General features: G+C 57.6%; 15 protein-coding genes. 9 read left to right on the forward strand and 6 right to left on the reverse strand.

From position 1 onward, the window contains the following. The 3 genes from BMZ32_RS11435 to BMZ32_RS11445 all read right to left on the reverse strand — a co-directional run. On the reverse strand, window positions 1-327 hold a 327-nt coding region (locus BMZ32_RS11435; protein ID WP_139213954.1), incomplete at its 3' end, for a TRAP transporter small permease. 177 nt (window positions 328-504) lie between these two features. Continuing rightward, entirely contained in the window at window positions 505-1509 is a 1005-nt protein-coding gene (locus BMZ32_RS11440; RefSeq protein ID WP_090242117.1) for a DctP family TRAP transporter solute-binding subunit, read from the reverse strand. A 118-nt stretch (window positions 1510-1627) separates the two neighbouring features. Beyond that, a complete protein-coding gene (locus BMZ32_RS11445) occupies window positions 1628-2548 on the reverse strand; it encodes a LysR family transcriptional regulator (RefSeq protein WP_090242118.1) in 921 nt (306 codons plus the stop codon). Window positions 2549-2729: 181 nt separating this feature from the next. Here BMZ32_RS11445 and BMZ32_RS11450 point away from each other — a divergent pair, with 181 nt between their 5' ends. The 3 genes from BMZ32_RS11450 (at window position 2730) to BMZ32_RS11460 (ending at window position 5802) form a co-directional block, all read left to right on the forward strand. Then, on the forward strand, window positions 2730-3932 hold the full coding sequence (locus BMZ32_RS11450; protein ID WP_090242119.1) for a CaiB/BaiF CoA transferase family protein: 1203 nt from the start codon (window positions 2730-2732) through the stop codon (window positions 3930-3932). 76 nt (window positions 3933-4008) lie between these two features. Further along, a complete protein-coding gene (locus BMZ32_RS11455) occupies window positions 4009-4944 on the forward strand; it encodes a hydroxymethylglutaryl-CoA lyase (protein WP_090242120.1) in 936 nt (311 codons plus the stop codon). A gap of 300 nt (window positions 4945-5244) precedes the next feature. Next, window positions 5245-5802 carry a nucleoside deaminase gene (locus BMZ32_RS11460; protein WP_090242121.1) on the forward strand — a complete coding sequence of 186 codons (558 nt, stop codon included), beginning with the start codon at window positions 5245-5247 and terminating at the stop codon, window positions 5800-5802. Between the two features lie 5 nt (window positions 5803-5807). On the opposite strand, the gene BMZ32_RS11465 is transcribed toward BMZ32_RS11460, so the two are convergent. Further along, window positions 5808-7361: a sigma-54-dependent transcriptional regulator gene (locus BMZ32_RS11465; RefSeq protein WP_090242122.1), complete on the reverse strand. Its 1554-nt coding sequence runs from the start codon at window positions 7359-7361 to the stop codon at window positions 5808-5810. A gap of 256 nt (window positions 7362-7617) precedes the next feature. On the opposite strand from BMZ32_RS11465, the gene phhA reads away from it, so the two are divergent. The 6 genes from phhA to ggpS all read left to right on the forward strand — a co-directional run bounded on the left by phhA (window position 7618) and on the right by ggpS (window position 15240). Continuing rightward, on the forward strand, window positions 7618-8403 hold the full coding sequence (gene phhA / locus BMZ32_RS11470; RefSeq protein WP_090242123.1) for a phenylalanine 4-monooxygenase: 786 nt from the start codon (window positions 7618-7620) through the stop codon (window positions 8401-8403). Window positions 8404-8484: 81 nt separating this feature from the next. Continuing rightward, entirely contained in the window at window positions 8485-8838 is a 354-nt protein-coding gene (locus BMZ32_RS11475) for a 4a-hydroxytetrahydrobiopterin dehydratase (RefSeq protein WP_090242124.1), read from the forward strand. Further along, a complete protein-coding gene (locus BMZ32_RS11480) occupies window positions 8835-10031 on the forward strand; it encodes an amino acid aminotransferase (protein WP_090242125.1) in 1197 nt (398 codons plus the stop codon). Before BMZ32_RS11475 ends, BMZ32_RS11480 begins: the two co-directional genes overlap by 4 nt. Before the next feature lie 99 nt (window positions 10032-10130). Further along, a complete protein-coding gene (locus BMZ32_RS11485; protein ID WP_090242126.1) occupies window positions 10131-11471 on the forward strand; it encodes a DUF2254 domain-containing protein in 1341 nt (446 codons plus the stop codon). 127 nt (window positions 11472-11598) lie between these two features. Further along, window positions 11599-12876 carry an MFS transporter gene (locus BMZ32_RS11490; protein WP_090242127.1) on the forward strand — a complete coding sequence of 426 codons (1278 nt, stop codon included), beginning with the start codon at window positions 11599-11601 and terminating at the stop codon, window positions 12874-12876. Window positions 12877-12972: 96 nt separating this feature from the next. Further along, window positions 12973-15240 carry a glucosylglycerol-phosphate synthase gene (gene ggpS, locus BMZ32_RS11495; RefSeq protein ID WP_090242128.1) on the forward strand — a complete coding sequence of 756 codons (2268 nt, stop codon included), beginning with the start codon at window positions 12973-12975 and terminating at the stop codon, window positions 15238-15240. Between the two features lie 53 nt (window positions 15241-15293). On the opposite strand, the gene BMZ32_RS11500 is transcribed toward ggpS, so the two are convergent. Continuing rightward, on the reverse strand, window positions 15294-15713 hold the full coding sequence (locus BMZ32_RS11500; protein WP_090242129.1) for a VOC family protein: 420 nt from the start codon (window positions 15711-15713) through the stop codon (window positions 15294-15296). 188 nt (window positions 15714-15901) lie between these two features. After that, a complete protein-coding gene (gene arfB, locus BMZ32_RS11505) occupies window positions 15902-16315 on the reverse strand; it encodes an alternative ribosome rescue aminoacyl-tRNA hydrolase ArfB (RefSeq protein WP_090242130.1) in 414 nt (137 codons plus the stop codon). Between the last annotated feature and the right edge of the window lie 93 nt (window positions 16316-16408).

Here is a 16408-nt window from a genome sequence, read left to right on the forward strand (position 1 = left end):
AGGTTTGCTGGCCAACTTGACCAGTGCATCGACGCCGATATGTCCGGCGGTGCGCACACCGTAGGCCAGGCCAAAAAAGATCAACCAGGCGAATAACGCCTTGGTCAGGGCAATGCTCCAAGTCATCGACTGGGCCATGCCGAGAATGCTGTCGCCAATGGCGAAGAACAGCTCACTGCTGCCTTCCCAGCGATCGGCCAGGTTGTAGAACAGCGTGTAGAGGTTGTTGAGGATCACGTAGACGAAGGTCACCAGCGTCATGGTGACCAGGAGAAAAGCGATAAAGCCTTCCTCGAAGTGTTCCCAGACGCGCCAAAAAGCGTTCATGGGTATCTCCGTTGGGCTGTGTAGTTGCAGGGAGGGGAACTCTAACCAAGCAGGAAAAAGCACATCATGCTGGATGCACGCCACCTTCGCCGGTCACGCTAAAGAGGCTCACGGACCGCGAGAAGACAAGGAGTGGATAGCCACTTCAGGCACCTAAGCCCGAAGTGGCGAAAGGTGTTACTGCTGGTTGGCCGCTTTGGCCGCTTCGATTACATCGAGGCCAATATCGGCTTCAAACTTGCTCCAGGCCGGGCTTACAGCATCACGCCAGGTAGTACGCTGCTCGGGCGTCAATACGACAATCTCGCTCTTACCGGAGTCGAGGATTCCCTGCCGCGCCTCGGCATTAAGCGCTTCGGCACGCTTATTCACCTCAACGGTGACCTCATCAACGATCAGCTCCAGCTCGCTGCGGATATCGGCAGGCAGACCGTTCCAGAACTTGCTATTGGTGATCAGCAAGTAGTTGCCGATGGCATGGTTAGACTCCGTCATGTACTTCTGCACTTCGAAATACTTCTGTGAGTAAATGTTCGACCACGGGTTGTCCTGCGCATTGACCACACCCGTCTGCAGGCCTTGGTAGATCTCGGCAAAAGACATCTTACGTGGCACCGCACGCAACGCACTGTACTGCGCCGCCTGAAGATCGGATGGTTGAACGCGGAACTTCTGCCCACGCGCATCGGCAGGCTCGATCAACGGCTTGTTGCCGGTGAGTTGGCGCATACCGTTGAGCCAGTAAGCCAGCCCGGTTATGCCCTTGCTCTCCATGGACTTGAGCAGTGCTTTGCCCTTGTCCGAACCCTGGAAACGCTGGGCGGCAGCCACATCGTCGAACAGGAACATCATGTCGAATAGCTGCAGTTGCTTGGTGTATTGCTCCAGCTTGGACGGTGCCGGTGCCAGCATCTGCACTTCGCCGAGCAGCAACGCCTCCATCTCCTTACCATCGCCATACAGCGAGGAGTTGGCGTAGACCTCTACCTTAACTTTACCGGGCAGGCGTTCTTCCACCAGTTTTTGGAACAGCAGTGCGCCCTGACCTTTGGGCGTGCTGTCGGCCGTGATATGGGAGAACTTGATCAAAATAGGATCGGCGGCCTGAGCCGACAATGTACCCAGTAAAGCGCAACCGGCAAGCAACCCGGCCAAGCCACGACGGGCAGATGAGTACTTCATGAGGAGCTCCTGTTGTTTTTGTGTGAGCGTCGCAGGCGTATACCGAGCGATTGAGCGGACTCTACCCCAGCGTTCCTAAGGCCTGAAATTCACATTTGAACAACTCAGCCTTCGGCATTCACGAAGGCAAAATCGACTTCTTGCCGTTTTCCTCGCTGCTACATAGATGCTCAAGCAACTGCTTCGCGGTTAGCGAAAGGCTATCCAGCTGGCGTACGGCTATCTTCAGTTCACGCTTGGCCCAGGGGTCATACAACGGAATCACCCGGACATCCAACGCCGGCAAGTAGGTGCGCACTGCCAGTTCGGGCAATATACCGATGCCCATACCGGTGTGGATCATTCGGCAAATCGCCTCAAAACTACGCACCTGAATGCGCAGACGCAGGCCTATACCCAAGTTATGCGCCGAGTGCTGCAGCAGACTGTGTAGCGAAGCGTCCTGCTGCAGACCAATAAAGTCATAACCGACCGTCTCGCGCAGATGCACACCTGCGCACTCGGCCAGTGGGTGATCGCGTGGGGTGACCAAGACCAATTGATCGTGACGATAGGTGAACACCTGTAAATCATCGGCCGGCACATGACCGGCGAAGATGCCAATATCGGTCAACCCTTCACGCACCGCGCGCAGCGTTTCGCTGCTCACGCGCTCCTCTAGGTCAATCTTTACCTGTGGGTATGCACGGCAAAAGCTGGCGAGGTCTTCCGGAAGGAATTCGATCACTGCCGAGGTATTGGCATGGATCCGCACATGCCCTTTAACCCCCTCGCTGAACTCACTGAGGTCGGCATTCAGCTGCTCAAGGTTACTCATCATGTTGCGTGCATGGTGCAGCAGCGCATGACCCGCCGGTGTCAGCTCAACACCCTTGGGTTGGCGATAGAGCAGTGCAATGCCTAGCTGGCTTTCCAGATCGCTGACCCGCTTACTGACTGCCGCCAGGGCTAAGTGCTCACGTTCCGCGGCACGGGTCAGGCTGCGCTCATCGGCAATGGCGACAAACAGTTTGAGGGTGACAAAGTCGATACGACGCATGCTGACGGCCTTTTGATTCGTGTTATACGAAGCAGCAGAGCTGGAGACGCCCCACTTCAAGCCATCACAGCATCTCACTTCGTGATACACGAAGCCTAGCTTGGCGATTGATCAATTGTCGGCATAACACCACTGCGCCACTCTGCTCAGCATAAGAACCGATATCCGCACAGGTGCCGCAATGACACAAATAAGCACAGCCACCATGGCCCTGCAGGGCATGAAAGTGATCGAGATGGGGCAGCTCATCGCAGGTCCCTTCGCCAGCAAGATGCTCGGCGAGTTCGGCGCAGATGTGATCAAGATCGAGCCACCCGGCGTCGGCGACCCGCTGCGCAAATGGCGCAAGATCAAGGATGGCACCTCACTCTGGTGGCACGTGCAGTCTCGTAACAAGCGCTCGCTGACCCTCAATTTGAAGGAGCGCGAAGCTCAGGACATCGTTCGCCAACTGATCGCTGAAGCTGATGTGCTGGTGGAAAATTTCCGCCCTGGCACCCTCGAAGGCTGGGGGCTTGGTTATGACGACCTTAAACAAATCAATCCGCGCCTGATCATGCTACGCATCTCGGGCTACGGCCAAACAGGCCCCTACCGTGACCTGCCCGGCTTCGGCGTGATCGGCGAGGCCATGGGCGGCTTGCGCCACCTTTCGGGTTACCCCGGCCAAGCCCCCGTACGTGTGGGCATTAGCATTGGTGATTCGCTGTCGTCTTTGTATGGCGTGATCGGCGTATTACTGGCCCTGCAGGAACGCCAACGCAGTGGCCTGGGCCAAGAAATCGACGTGGCATTGTACGAATCGGTGTTTGCCATGATGGAAAGCCTGGTGCCGGAATACGATGCTTTTGGCCACATCCGCGAACCGGCCGGCAGCGCCCTACCCGGCATCACACCGTCCAACTCCTACCCCTGTAACGATGGTACCTACGTACTTATCGCCGGTAATGGCGACAGCATCTACAAGCGCTTGATGAGCCTGATCGGCCGTGATGACCTGGGCAACGATCCGCGCCTGGAGCAGAACGATGGCCGCAGCGAGCACGCCGAAATGATCGACGCTGCCATTGCTGAATGGACTGCACTGCGTAGCCGCGACGAAGTGATCGACGCACTCAAAGCGGCGCGCGTGCCGGCGGGCTATCCCTATACCGCCGCCGACATCGTCAAGGACCCGCACTACCTGGCGCGACAGATGATCGAGACCGTGCAAACCAGCGCCGGCCCGCTCAAGGTGCCGGGTGTGCTGCCTAAACTCAGCCGCACGCCGGGACGCCTTGGTAACGGCGGCCCGCAACTGGGCGAACACAGCTACAACATTCTGGCCGGCCTGGGCCTGAACGATGAACAGGTAAACGGTCTACGTGAGCGCGGGATTATTTGAGCCCCTACTTAGGATGCCGATAACTCCCACGCAAAGCGTGAGGAACGATCAGTGATAAACAATCAGGATTTCGAACATGAGCAAGCGTCTGTACATTCAGGAAGTGGCCACCCGCGACGGTTTTCAGATTGAGCCTGAGTTCGTGCCCACCGAAAGTAAAGTCGCCTTGATCGACCAGCTGTCGCGCACCGGTCTGGCGAAGATTGAGGTGACCTCCTTCACCTCGCCCAAAGCCATTCCTAATCTGCGCGACGCCGAAGAAGTAATGCGCAGCATCACCCGCGTAGCCGGCGTTGACTACACCGTACTGGTGCCCAACGTTAAAGGCTGCGAACGTGCCTTGGCGTGCCAAGTGGACGAAGTGAACCTGGTAATGTCGGCCAGCGACACGCATGGCCTGGCCAACCTGCGCATGACACCCGCGCAATCGCTGGTGCAGTTTCGCGAGATCATTGAGGTCAGCCGTGGCAGCGGCGTATTTATCAACGCTTCACTGTCGACTGCCTTCGGCTGTCCCTTCGAGGGTGAAGTGGCGGATAGCCGCGTCTACGACCTGATCCAGCGCCTGCTGGACATCGACGTACAGGGCATCACCCTATGTGATACCACCGGCATGGCCGACCCCGCCCACGTTAGCCGGATCTGCAGTGAAGCCTTGCAGCGCTGGCCGCAAGCAACCTTTACCGCACACTTCCACAACACTCGTGGTATGGGCTTGGCTAACGCACTGGCGGCATTGAATGCCGGCATCGAACGCTTCGACGCCTCCCTCGGCGGCCTGGGCGGCTGCCCCTACGCCCCAGGTGCCAGCGGCAATATCTGCACCGAGGATTTGGTCCACATGCTCCAGCGCATGGGCCTGAATACCGGCGTGGACCTCGATGCTCTGTTAAGTACCGCCGCCCGCCTGCCGCAATTGCTCGGTCATGATGTACCGGGAGCAATCCTCAAAGCGGGCAAGGCAGACAAGCGCTATCCGAAACCGAAATGGATGACTGCTGATAACGCCTGAATGGTGGTTATAACAGTCCCTGGCGTTGCGATGAGCCTAATCCCCTTCCCCTGATCCTGACCAGAGCGCTCACCTCGAGTGAGCGCTCCTCAATATTTTTTACAGGATTCAGGAAAAGTATGAGGGGGCGTTCTCTGCCCGTTCCTGCATCAGAAAAGCAGGCAAAAAACGTCCTCGACCGTAGCAAACAGCATTTGACCATTCGCATATCAGCCCTCGCGACTAAAGCTCGCCTACAAACAGCATGAGCCTGGCTAAACTACAGCTGTTCGATACGCCATTCACCCCATGGAAACACCGATGAACGAGCACCATGCAGCGTTGCTGCAACATGCCCCACACAGCCAATCATCCGCCGACACTTGGGCCAGGCTTTGCTGTGAACAGGCGCTGCTAGCGGTGGAACAGGGCTGCTATGGCGTAGGGGCAGTGCTGATAACCGAGAGTCAGGAGTTACTGTTCAGCACCCGCAATCAGGTATTTGTCGATGGGCACTACAACAGTGCCGCTCACGCCGAAATGCTGTTACTCGACCAGCTGGAGGCTGAGTACCCTGAGCAGAACCGTAGCAAGCTCACGCTTTATGTCAGCCTACAGCCCTGCATGATGTGTTACGGCCGCATCCTGATAGCAGGCATCATCAATGTGCGTTACCTGGCCAAGGACAAACCAGGCGGCTTTAACGGCAAGCACCTGCCTGCTGCCTGGGCCGAACTGGCCGCACGCACCTCGATACGCCAAGCCACTGTCGAACCCTACTGGATCAACCTGGCTGAACAGGCGATCAGCAGGCTGCAGGATCGCCAGGTAATGCGCCAACGCGTCATACAAGCGTGGCGCGGCAGTCTGCAGACTTGAAAGCCCTACTCCTTGCCTAAACCATGCTGGCGTAGTTTGTTAGCAATCGTGGTGTGAGATACGCCGAGACGCTTGCCGAGCTGGCGACTGCTTGGATGGTCATGAAACAAGCGCTCCAGCACGGCCTTCTCGAAACGCCCGAGGATCTCATCCAACCCGCCTTCTACCGAGAACTCGCCCAAAGGCTGCGGCGCGCCGTAGTCCGGCAGACGGATATGCGTGGCCTTAACCGTACCGCCGTCGCACAGCGATACGGCCTGAAACAGCACGTTCTCTAACTGACGCACATTACCCGGCCAATGGTAATGACTGAGTTTGTCCAGCACCGCAGGCGCAAGCGTGGGCAGCGGGCAACTTATTTGCCGGCTGGCCTGATCGAGAAAATGCTCAACCAAGGGTGGCAAGCCGTCCAGGCACTCACGCAGCGGCGGAATATGCAGGCTCAGTACGTTAAGACGGTGATAGAGGTCCTGCCGGAACTCGCCCTTGGCGCAAAGCTCGGACAGGTCAACCTGGGTGGCGCACATTACGCGCACATCTAGATAGACCTCCTCGTCACTGCCCACGCGACGAAAGCAGCCGTCTTGCAAAAAGCGCAGCAGCTTAGCTTGTAAACGTGGACTCATCTCGCCGACGCCATCGAGGAACAGCGTGCCGCCTGCGGTGAGCTCGAGTAAACCGAGCTTGCCTTCCGGCCGTGCGCCCTCGAAGGCGCCGGGGCCGTAGCCAAACAGCTCCGTCTCGGCCATCGATTCCGGCAGTCCAGCACAGTTCAGCGCCATAAACGGTGACTGCCCACGCGGGCTGGCCAGGTGGCAGGCACGCGCTAGCAACTCTTTGCCGGTACCGGTTTCGCCCTCAATCAGCAGCGGCGCATCCAGTGGGGCCATGCGCCGAGCCTCGCGCACCACAGCAGCCATCACCTTGGAGCTTTGGAAGATGCTGTCGAAGCCGCGCAGTTCCTGTTTGCGCACGTTGTAGATGCGCTCACCGACACGGTCAGCCCGGTGCAACGTCAACACCGCACCCGCGAGGGCATCGCTTTCATCGTGTTCAGTTTGCAGCGGTGCAATGTCGGCAAGAAACACGTCGCCTTTAATCTTCACGCGCAGGCCATTGATACGCGATTTGTTGGTGCGCACCAGCTCCGGCAGGTCGAAATCCTCGGCGTAACGCGACAGTGCAATGCCCGGCACTTCATCCACCCGTACGCCCAACAGCTGTGCGGCGCTGCGGTTGGCGGCGACAATCGAGCCACCCATGTCAATCGACAGCACTGGGAAGTCCAGCGCACCCAGTAAGGCGTTGAGTTCCAGATGACGCCGCTCGCTGGGCATCAACCCCACGCGCTTAACCCCGAAAACCCCGGATATCGCCTCGAACTTGGGCCGCAGTGACTGGAACTGCAAATTGATCAGGTTCGGGCAATGCAGGTAAATGGCGTTGCCCTGCTCGCCACCCACTTCGCCACGGGCGACGTTGATGCCGTACTCAACCAGCAGATTAAGGATGTCACGCAGGATGCCAATTCGGTTCTGGCAGTGGACTTTGATACGCATGGCAGAGCTCTGATCAGGCAGTTTTATAGGCGGCGGCAGAGGAAATCGGCGGCAGCAGCGGATTGTTCGTCAAGAATATGTGACAGATTGACGCAACAGCAAGGCGATAGTTCGCCATGCCAGCAAAGGCGTAATCAATTCTTTACAAAAAAACAGGTCAATCACAGCCCCCTCGCATGCTGAAGCGCTGCGCAAGGGCACTAAGCAGGGTATTTCTAACTCCAATACAACAACAAAGCCCCAGCAGGAGGCAGCAATGAAGAGCACGCACTACCAGGCTCGTGAACCGGATGACTGTGGTTTTATCGCTTACCCGGAAAGCGAGCATCACGTCTGGAACACCCTGATCACCCGCCAGCTCACGGTGATCGAAGGGCGTGCTTGTCAGGAGTACTTGGATGGTATCGAGCAACTCGGCCTGCCTCATGAGCGCATTCCGCAACTGAGCGAAGTTAACAAAGTGCTCGAAGCCAGCACCGGCTGGCGGGTGGCGCGGGTGCCAGCGTTGATTCCGTTCCAGACCTTCTTTGAATTACTGGCCAGCAAGCAATTCCCGGTAGCCACCTTTATTCGCACCCCGCAAGAATTGGATTATCTGCAAGAGCCGGACATCTTTCACGAGATCTTCGGCCACTGCCCGCTGCTCACCAACCCCTGGTTTGCCGAGTTCACCCACACCTACGGCAAGCTCGGCCTAGCGGCCAGCAAGGAAGAACGGGTGTACCTGGCGCGCCTGTATTGGCTGACCATCGAGTTCGGCCTGGTCGATACCAGCCAGGGCCGCAAAATTTACGGTGGTGGCATTCTCTCCTCGCCGAAGGAAACCGTGTATTGCTTGTCCAATGAACCTGAGCACCTGGCCTTTGATCCAATCGAGGCGATGCGCACGCCTTATCGCATCGACATTCTGCAGCCTGTGTATTTCGCCCTGCCGGAGCTCAAGCGCCTGTTCGACCTGGCCCATGAAGACATTATGGGTATGGTCCAACAGGCCATGAAAATGGGCTTGCATGCGCCGAAATTTGCGCCAAAAGCCGCCTAACATTCTGTAGGGTAAGTATTGGTCGCTAGCATTTCGCAGCCAGACCGCCTCTACGCAGCTCAATTAATTTGGAGAAAGCCGATGTCCCTTGCCCAAGCCCAATGTGAAGCCTGCAGCGCCGATGCGCCAAAAGTCAGCGACGATGAACTGGCCGAACTGATTCGCGAGATACCCGACTGGAACATCGAAGTACGTGACGACCACATGGAGTTGGAGCGGGTTTACCTGTTCAAAAACTTCCGCCATGCCTTGGCCTTTACCAACGCTGTCGGTGCCATCGCCGAAGAAGTCGGTCACCATCCGGCATTACTCACCGAGTGGGGCAAAGTCACGGTAACTTGGTGGAGCCATGAAATGGGCGGCCTGCACCGCAATGACTTCATCTTGGCTGCACGCACCGATGTACTGGCTGATAGCGCCGAGGGACGCAAGTGAGCCATTTCCAACATATTGCCCGCGTGCCAGGGGACCCCATTCTCGGTCTGATGGACGCCTATCGGGCTGACCGCAACCCGGCTAAATTCGACCTCGGCGTGGGCGTCTACAAGGACGCCCACGGTCTGACAACTATTCCTCAGGCTGTAAAACTGGCGGAGCTGACGCTGCACCAGAGCGAGACTACCAAAAGCTATATCGGCGGCCATGGCGACGCACTGTTCGGCAGGCTGTTGTGCCAACTGGTGCTGGGTGCAGAGAACCCTTTACTGGAAGAGTGCGCGGCGACCACGCAAACCCCTGGTGGCACCGGCGCGCTGCGCCTAAGCGCCGAGTTTATTGCCAACTGCTTGCCGGGCCGTGGCATCTGGCTGAGCGACCCGACCTGGCCGATCCATGAAAGCATCTTTGCCGCCGCCGGCTTGCGCGTCAGCCATTACCCCTATGTAGGGGCGGACAACCAGCTGAATATCGAGGCCATGCTCGCCACGCTCAGCCATGTCCCGAAAGGCGATGTGGTGCTGCTGCATGCCTGTTGCCACAACCCCACCGGCTTCGATCTCACCCCCCGTGACTGGAAGCGCGTATTAGAGATAGTCAAAGCCCGCGAACTGCTGCCCTTGATCGACTTTGCCTACCAAGGCTTTGGTGATGGCCTGGAGCAGGACGCCTTTGCCGTACGCCTGTTTGCCGCTGAATTGCCAGAGTTACTGATCACCAGTTCCTGCTCAAAGAACTTCGGTCTCTACCGCGAGCGCACGGGCGCGCTGATCGTTTGCGCCGAAACAGCGGAAAAACTCCAAGATGTGCGCAGCCAGCTAGCATCTCTGGCCCGCAACCTGTGGTCCACACCGCCCGCCCACGGTGCGGCAGTGGTCGCCACTATTCTGGCAGATAGCGAACTGCAAGCACTGTGGATGAGCGAGCTGGAAAGCATGCGGCAACGGGTTGCCAGCCTGCGCAGTGGTCTGGTTGAGGCCTTAAAACCCCACGGTTTGGCAGAGCGCTTCGCGCATATCGCAAAACAACGCGGGATGTTCTCCTACACCGGCCTTTCCGCGTTGCATGTGCAGCGCCTGCGTGATGAGTTCAGCGTGTACATGGTCGGCAGCGGCCGGGCCAATATGGCGGGACTGGATGCCAATCGTCTCGATCAACTGGCCAGTGCTATTGCGCGTGTCTGCGCCGACTAAAGTGCAGCTGAACCCATCACTGCAGCGCCAGGGCTCAGCTGAGCGCATGCGACTATAGGCTTGCTATAGTCGCAGTACGCCCATCCTGCCGAGATACCTGTGTCCCGCCTCTCTAACATCGTTTTCCGCGTTTACCAACGCACACTGCACAGCCTGGCGCTTTATCCGACGCTGATCGCCTTGGGCTTTTTCGTTCTGTGTCTGTTGGTCATGAGCATCGAGTATCAACCCTGGCTGATGTCGCTCAAGCGCGACATGGATGTGGGCCTGGTGCGCAACGCTGAAAATGCCCGTTTGATTCTCAGCACCCTGGTCGGCGGCATCTTATCGCTGACGGTATTTAGCTTCTCCATGGTTATGGTGGTACTTAATAACGCATCGGCCACTCTCTCACCCCGGGTGATACCAGGCCTGATCAGTGACAAAGGCCACCAGAAAACGCTTGGATTCTATCTCGGCACTATTCTCTATTCGCTGTTACTGATCACCAGTATTGAACAGGGTAACTCCACGCAAGTACCCAGCCTCGGAGTGCTTATGGCACTGGCTATGGGTATCGCCTGCCTCGGCCTGTTTGTGCACTTTATTCACTCCATTTCCCGCTCGATCCAGGTCGAATACATACTCAACAACCTCTACCACACCACCCTGAAAAAACTGGCCGCTAGAGAAGCCAAATTGGCCAATATCGAGGACATACCAAGCTGGCCCGATGATCAGCACTGGCAGGAAGTCCGCGCACAACGCAATGGCTACTTTAAAGAACTCAACATCAATGCCATCAACGCTCTATTGAGTGAGCATGACCTGCGCATGACCGTGATGATCCATCATGGTTTTTTTGTGATGAGTGGTCGCCCGCTGTTCAAGTTGGATCGGCGAGTCGATGAAGATATAGCCAACGCCCTACTCGACTGTTTCGATTTTTTTATCGAAGAATACGCCCACTCCCACTATTTGTTTGGCTGCACGCAAATTTCTGAAATTGCCGTCAAGGCACTCAGCCCAGGGACCAACGACCCTGGCACTGCGCTGACCGCCATCGACTTGCTCAGCGTGCTGTTCAGTAAACGCCTGGCCTTACCTGACCTGGACTTCGCGCTGCTGGACGATGAGCCGCCTCGCTTGTTCCATTACGAATTATCGCTGGATGAATTACTGCTGCTGGTTTTCGGCCCTATTCGTAACTACGGCCGCGCTGATGCCAGCGTGCTGTTTGGGCTGCTACAGGCCTACAAGAGCCTGTTTTATCACCCCCTGCGCGCGCAACAAAAAACAGATTTACTCAGGCATGTTCGTAGCGTGCAGGAAAGCGCAGACCAGTTCCTGCACAACAGCCGTGAGCGTGAGGCCATCAACCAGCTGCTGGAGCGCATCAACCAGACCTGCGATCTGCAGCAGCCTCTGGCATTGCTTACCGTACCTAGAAATAGCCTTTAAAAAATAATTAGCACGCTCACGAACAATAATAAATATATATAAAACAATGCTTTACATGGACCTCATAGCAGATTGACGACCATCCCTGATTTGCCAAACGGCCCTCTTTTGCTTAGGGTAGGTTCCTATGTGGACCTTACTTGCCCCAATTAGCTCATTGCTAGGAGGGGTTGCATTACTCCTCCTCGGCAATGGCCTGCTTAACACTTTACTGACTCTGCGTGGCGTCGCCGAAGGCTACTCCACCTCGATGCTCGGACTGATTATGTCTGGGTACTTCGTCGGTTTTCTCCTTGGCACCTGGCTAGCGATTCCGCTGGTTCGCCGCGTTGGGCACATCCGTGCGTTTGCCTTTTGTGCCGCACTGGCGGCTATCACTGCCCTGCTGCATGTGCTGATCGTCGACCCCTGGGTCTGGCTGGGTTTGCGTGTGCTCTACGGCCTGGCGCTGGTCAGTTTGTATATGGTGATCGAGAGCTGGCTTAACGCCCAGGTGCCAAACGACAAGCGCGGCCAGATGTTCGCTGTGTACATGGCGGTCAACCTCGGCGCACTGGCTGCTGCACAGCAGCTGCTCAACCTGGCTGAGCCGACAGACTTTGTCTTGTTCGTGCTGGCCGCCATGTTGATCAGCGCGGCGCTGATGCCCATTACCCTGACTCGACAGGTCCAGCCCAGCGTACCGGACACCCTGCACACCAACCTGCGCCAAATTGCCGGCATTGCGCCGCTGGCAATCGCCGCGGCAGGCTTATCCGGCTTAGCGCTGGGAGCCTTCTGGGGCATGGCCCCGGTGTATGCGAGCCTGAATGGCTTTGATGCGACGGGCGTGGGCCTGTTGATGAGTAGCAGCATTCTCGGCGGCGCGCTGTTGCAGTGGCCGATTGGGATTTACTCAGACAAACACGACCGCCGCTTGGTTCTGCTATGGGTCGTCTCGCTGTCAGTCGTGGTGGCGTTGCTGATGAGCCTACTACCGGCAGGCCCTCTATTGCTTGGGATGATGTTTGTCTGGGGTGGTCTGACCTTTGCTATCTACCCGATTGCCGTGGCGCAGCTGATCGACCAATTGCACAGCGATGAAATACTCGCCGGCTCCAGCAGTTTGCTGATGGTCAACGGCATCGGCTCAGTCTGCGGCCCGCTGCTTGCTGGCCTGTTGATGCAGCATCTAGGCGCTAAGGCCTTGCCGCTGTATTTCGCGGCAACCCTCGGCCTGCTTGCGGCTTACACCCTGTATCGCCTGCGCCATGTTAGCGATCTGGTCAGCGCACCTGCTGGACACTTTATGCCTATGCTACGCACCAGCCATACGGTGCTTGAGTTGATGCCTGACGCCCCCCATACAGACTCAACTGAGCACACTGAAGAATCTCAACATCAGGAGCAGCAGACTCCGACGTAAATAAAAGGCGCACGCATGAAGCGTAAACGCCTGGTACAGCGCGTCGATTTATCTCGGCGTGTCACTGCACCCACTAACAGGACAGGAGGACAGCACATGTTACTTGCTACCGATCTCGATGGAACCTTTCTCGGCGGCGATCCCAAGGATCGCTTGAGCCTTTACCAGACCATCGCCGCGCACCCGGAAATACGCCTGGCCTATGTCACCGGGCGCAGCCTGGAATCAGTGTTGCCACTGCTGGCCGACCCGACCCTGCCGCAACCGGATTTCATCATCTCTGACGTCGGTGCCAGCCTGGTACATGGCGACACCTTGCAGCCAATCCAACCGCTGCAAAGCGCGGTAGACGCCCTCTGGCCCGGTGACAGCCAGGTCGCCAGCGCCATCGAACACCTGGCTCTAGAACGCCAGGACGTGCCGCAAGTACGTCGTTGCTCCTACTTCTGCAGCCCTGAAGAAGCGGGTAACCCAGAACTCCTGACAATCGCCGAGAGCTTGGGCTGCGACCTGTTGTATTCGGCAGAGCGCTACCTGGACTTCCTGCCTAAAGGCGTCAACAAGGGCAGCAGCCTACAAGCGCTGATTGACTGGTTGGAACTGGACAGCGACCAGGTCCTGACCGCTGGCGACACCCTAAATGACCTGAGCATGCTCAGCGGGCAGTTCAAGGGTGTGTGTGTGGGTGAATCGGAAGAAGGCTTGCTGCAAGCCACCCGTCAGTTCTCGCGGGTATTTCATGCCGAACGTGCCGGTTGTGGCGGCATTCTCGAAGCCTTTGTGCATTTTGGTTTTCTCGGCAAGCAAGGCATTGCCGCCGAAGGCAAACAAGTTGCCGAGCCCGGTAAAGCGGATCTGGTGATGGTTTATCACCGCTTGCCCTATGAAGAATTTCGCGGCAAGGATGGCAAGTTACAACGCCGCCGCCCGACCTCCCCTAACGGCATTATCCCGACCTTGCTGAGCTTTTTCGGCGACGGCCGTGCCGGTTCCTGGGTGGCCTGGGCCGAGCATGACGAAGCAAGCGGCGAAACCTTCGACAGTCACACCACAGTCGACGCAGAGCGCTACCCCACGCTGACCGCCGCACGGGTGGCGTTGAGCAAAGAAGAAGTCGATATTTTCTATAAACGGTTCTCCAAAGAAGCCTTCTGGCCGACCCTGCACACCTTCTGGGAGCGTGCGCAGTTCCGCGAAGACGACTGGCAGGTGTTCCTTAAGGTTAACCGCGCGTTTGCCGAACGCACCGCGCTGGAAGCCGCCGAAGGCGCTACCGTCTGGCTGCATGACTACAACCTGTGGATGGTGCCAGGCTACTTACGTGAGCTGCGCCCAGACCTACGTATCGCCTTCTTCCACCACACCTACTTCCCCTCGGCGGATGTGTTTAACGTACTGCCTTGGCGTAAGCAGATCATCGGCAGCCTGCTGCAGTGCGATTACATCGGCTTTCACATCCCACGTCAGGTTGAGAACTTCGTCGATGCCGCGCGCGGTGTAATGCCGCTGCAAACTGTCAGCCGGCAGAACTGCGCGCCGCGCTTTATAACCTATGGCTGCGCGGTGGGTCTGGAACGCATGACCACCGCCGTCGACACTGGCACTCGAGTGGTCAAGCTCGGTGCACACCCGGTGGGCCTCGACATCAATCGCGTCAGCAGCGCCCTGGAGTCGCCGAAGATCAAGGAGATGATGGAGCGTTTGCGCAAAGATCTGGGCTCAGTCAAATTGATTCTCTCGGTGGAGCGCCTCGACTACACCAAAGGCATCTTGGAAAAACTCAACGCTTACGAGCGCTTACTGGAAGAGAACCCGGAGCTGCTAGGCAAGGTCACCTTGGTCACGGTCTGCGTACCGGCGGCCAAAGAAATGACCATCTACGACGAGCTGCAAGGGCAGATCGAACAAGCTGTGGGGCGGATCAACGGCCGCTTCGCGCGCATCGGCTGGACGCCGCTGCAGTTCTTCTTCCGCAGCCTACCGTTCGAAGAAGTTAGCGCCTGGTACGCCATGGCTGACGTGATGTGGATTACCCCACTGCGCGACGGCCTTAACCTGGTGGCTAAGGAATTTGTCGCCGCACAAGGCTTGCTCGGTGGGCGCGGCGTGCTGGTGCTGTCCGAGTTTGCCGGGGCTGCCGCTGAGCTTAAGGGCGCATTGCTGACCAATCCGCACGACCCGGTGGACATGGTGCAAACCTGTTATGTGGCACTGAACATGCCCAAAGCTGAAGCCCAAGATCGCCTGCGTGAACTGTTCGATATCGTCAGCTATAACGATATCCGCCGCTGGGGCGATGAGTTTCTGGCGGCCGTCAGTGACCCGGAAGAAAAGCTCGACCGCGCATTGGGCCTGGTCGTCTGAACTAAGCCTGTGTAAAAACAGCCCGGCCCATGGCCGGGCTGTTGCGTAGAGGCTTAGCCCATCTGCGCATCAATGGTGCAATTGATCATCCATGACACGCCAAAGCGGTCCGTAAACACGGCAAACCGCGTCGCCCAAAAGGTTGGCTGCAGCACCATCTGCACACTGCCCTGCGCCGATAAGGCTTCATACAAACGCTCAGCCTCTGGGACATTTTCTACCTGCAGAGAAATCGAGCAGCCTTTGATGCCGTCATAAGGCGTACCCGGGAGCGCGTCAGCCCCCATCAGCACCTGATCACCGCTGGTCAAACACACGTGTATGACGCGGTCATGAAATTGCGCAGGCACATTCTTGGCCTCAGGGCTCTCACCGAAATGCATCAACTCCAGGCTGCCGTTCAGGCACTCGGCATAGAACGTAAACGCCGCCTCACACTGGCCATCGAAGGTTAAATAGGCGTGAATTTTCATCTGCTTACTCCTTAGCGTTAACAGTCGTTATGCATCGGTCACAGGCAGATCAGCTTAGGCACAGCAGCGTCCACCCTTTAAAGCAGACCCCACCTGGCCAGCGAGGTTCGCCCTTCAGACACCTTGACGGCGTCTGAGGTAAGTGTTGTATGCCGTGCAGCGGAAAGCGTCGTGGCTGGGGGCAAGGCTCAAAAATCCACTTTGCCCCGGCCCGCCTTAATCGCCCCGCGCTTGGTTTTACCTTCCAAGCGGCGCTTTTTCGAGCCCAGTGTGGGCTTAGTCGGACGGCGGGCTTTCTCGGTTTTACCGGCGTTGCGTATCAACTCAGCCAAGCGTTCTAAGGCATCGGCGCGGTTCTGCTCCTGGGTGCGGTACTGCTGGGCCTTGATGATCACTACCCCTTCGGCGGTGATACGGCTGTCACGCAGCGCTAGCAAGCGTTCCTTGTAGAACGGCGGCAGGGATGACGCCTGGCTGTCAAAACGCAGGTGCATCGCACTGGAAACTTTATTGACGTTCTGCCCACCCGCGCCCTGGGCACGAATAGCCGTCAGCTCGATTTCGACATCCGGGAGATGAACGCTGTTGGAAATAACCAGCATGGCCAGGCTTCAACACAAAAAAGGACGCTCAGGATAACGCGAACACTGCCTGGCTGCCCGCAGACATCACCACGCCCCTGCTGCTTCAGCGCT

This window comes from Pseudomonas guineae, from assembly GCF_900113745.1.
In the GTDB taxonomy this organism is placed as follows: Bacteria; Pseudomonadota; Gammaproteobacteria; order Pseudomonadales; family Pseudomonadaceae; genus Aquipseudomonas; species Aquipseudomonas guineae.

What these genes read in the sequence shown, in the direction of transcription:
- BMZ32_RS11450 (WP_090242119.1), top strand. Translation starts at nt 2,730, where the DNA reads ATGACACAAATAAGCACAGCCACCATGGCCCTGCAGGGCATGAAAGTG.
- BMZ32_RS11445 (WP_090242118.1), bottom strand. Translation starts at nt 2,548, where the DNA reads ATGCGTCGTATCGACTTTGTCACCCTCAAACTGTTTGTCGCCATTGCC.
- BMZ32_RS11440 (WP_090242117.1), bottom strand. Translation starts at nt 1,509, where the DNA reads ATGAAGTACTCATCTGCCCGTCGTGGCTTGGCCGGGTTGCTTGCCGGT.
- BMZ32_RS11465 (WP_090242122.1), bottom strand. Translation starts at nt 7,361, where the DNA reads ATGCGTATCAAAGTCCACTGCCAGAACCGAATTGGCATCCTGCGTGAC.
- phhA (WP_090242123.1), top strand. Translation starts at nt 7,618, where the DNA reads ATGAAGAGCACGCACTACCAGGCTCGTGAACCGGATGACTGTGGTTTT.
- BMZ32_RS11490 (WP_090242127.1), top strand. Translation starts at nt 11,599, where the DNA reads ATGTGGACCTTACTTGCCCCAATTAGCTCATTGCTAGGAGGGGTTGCA.
- arfB (WP_090242130.1), bottom strand. Translation starts at nt 16,315, where the DNA reads ATGCTGGTTATTTCCAACAGCGTTCATCTCCCGGATGTCGAAATCGAG.
- BMZ32_RS11460 (WP_090242121.1), top strand. Translation starts at nt 5,245, where the DNA reads ATGAACGAGCACCATGCAGCGTTGCTGCAACATGCCCCACACAGCCAA.
- ggpS (WP_090242128.1), top strand. Translation starts at nt 12,973, where the DNA reads ATGTTACTTGCTACCGATCTCGATGGAACCTTTCTCGGCGGCGATCCC.
- BMZ32_RS11475 (WP_090242124.1), top strand. Translation starts at nt 8,485, where the DNA reads ATGTCCCTTGCCCAAGCCCAATGTGAAGCCTGCAGCGCCGATGCGCCA.
- BMZ32_RS11500 (WP_090242129.1), bottom strand. Translation starts at nt 15,713, where the DNA reads ATGAAAATTCACGCCTATTTAACCTTCGATGGCCAGTGTGAGGCGGCG.
- BMZ32_RS11455 (WP_090242120.1), top strand. Translation starts at nt 4,009, where the DNA reads ATGAGCAAGCGTCTGTACATTCAGGAAGTGGCCACCCGCGACGGTTTT.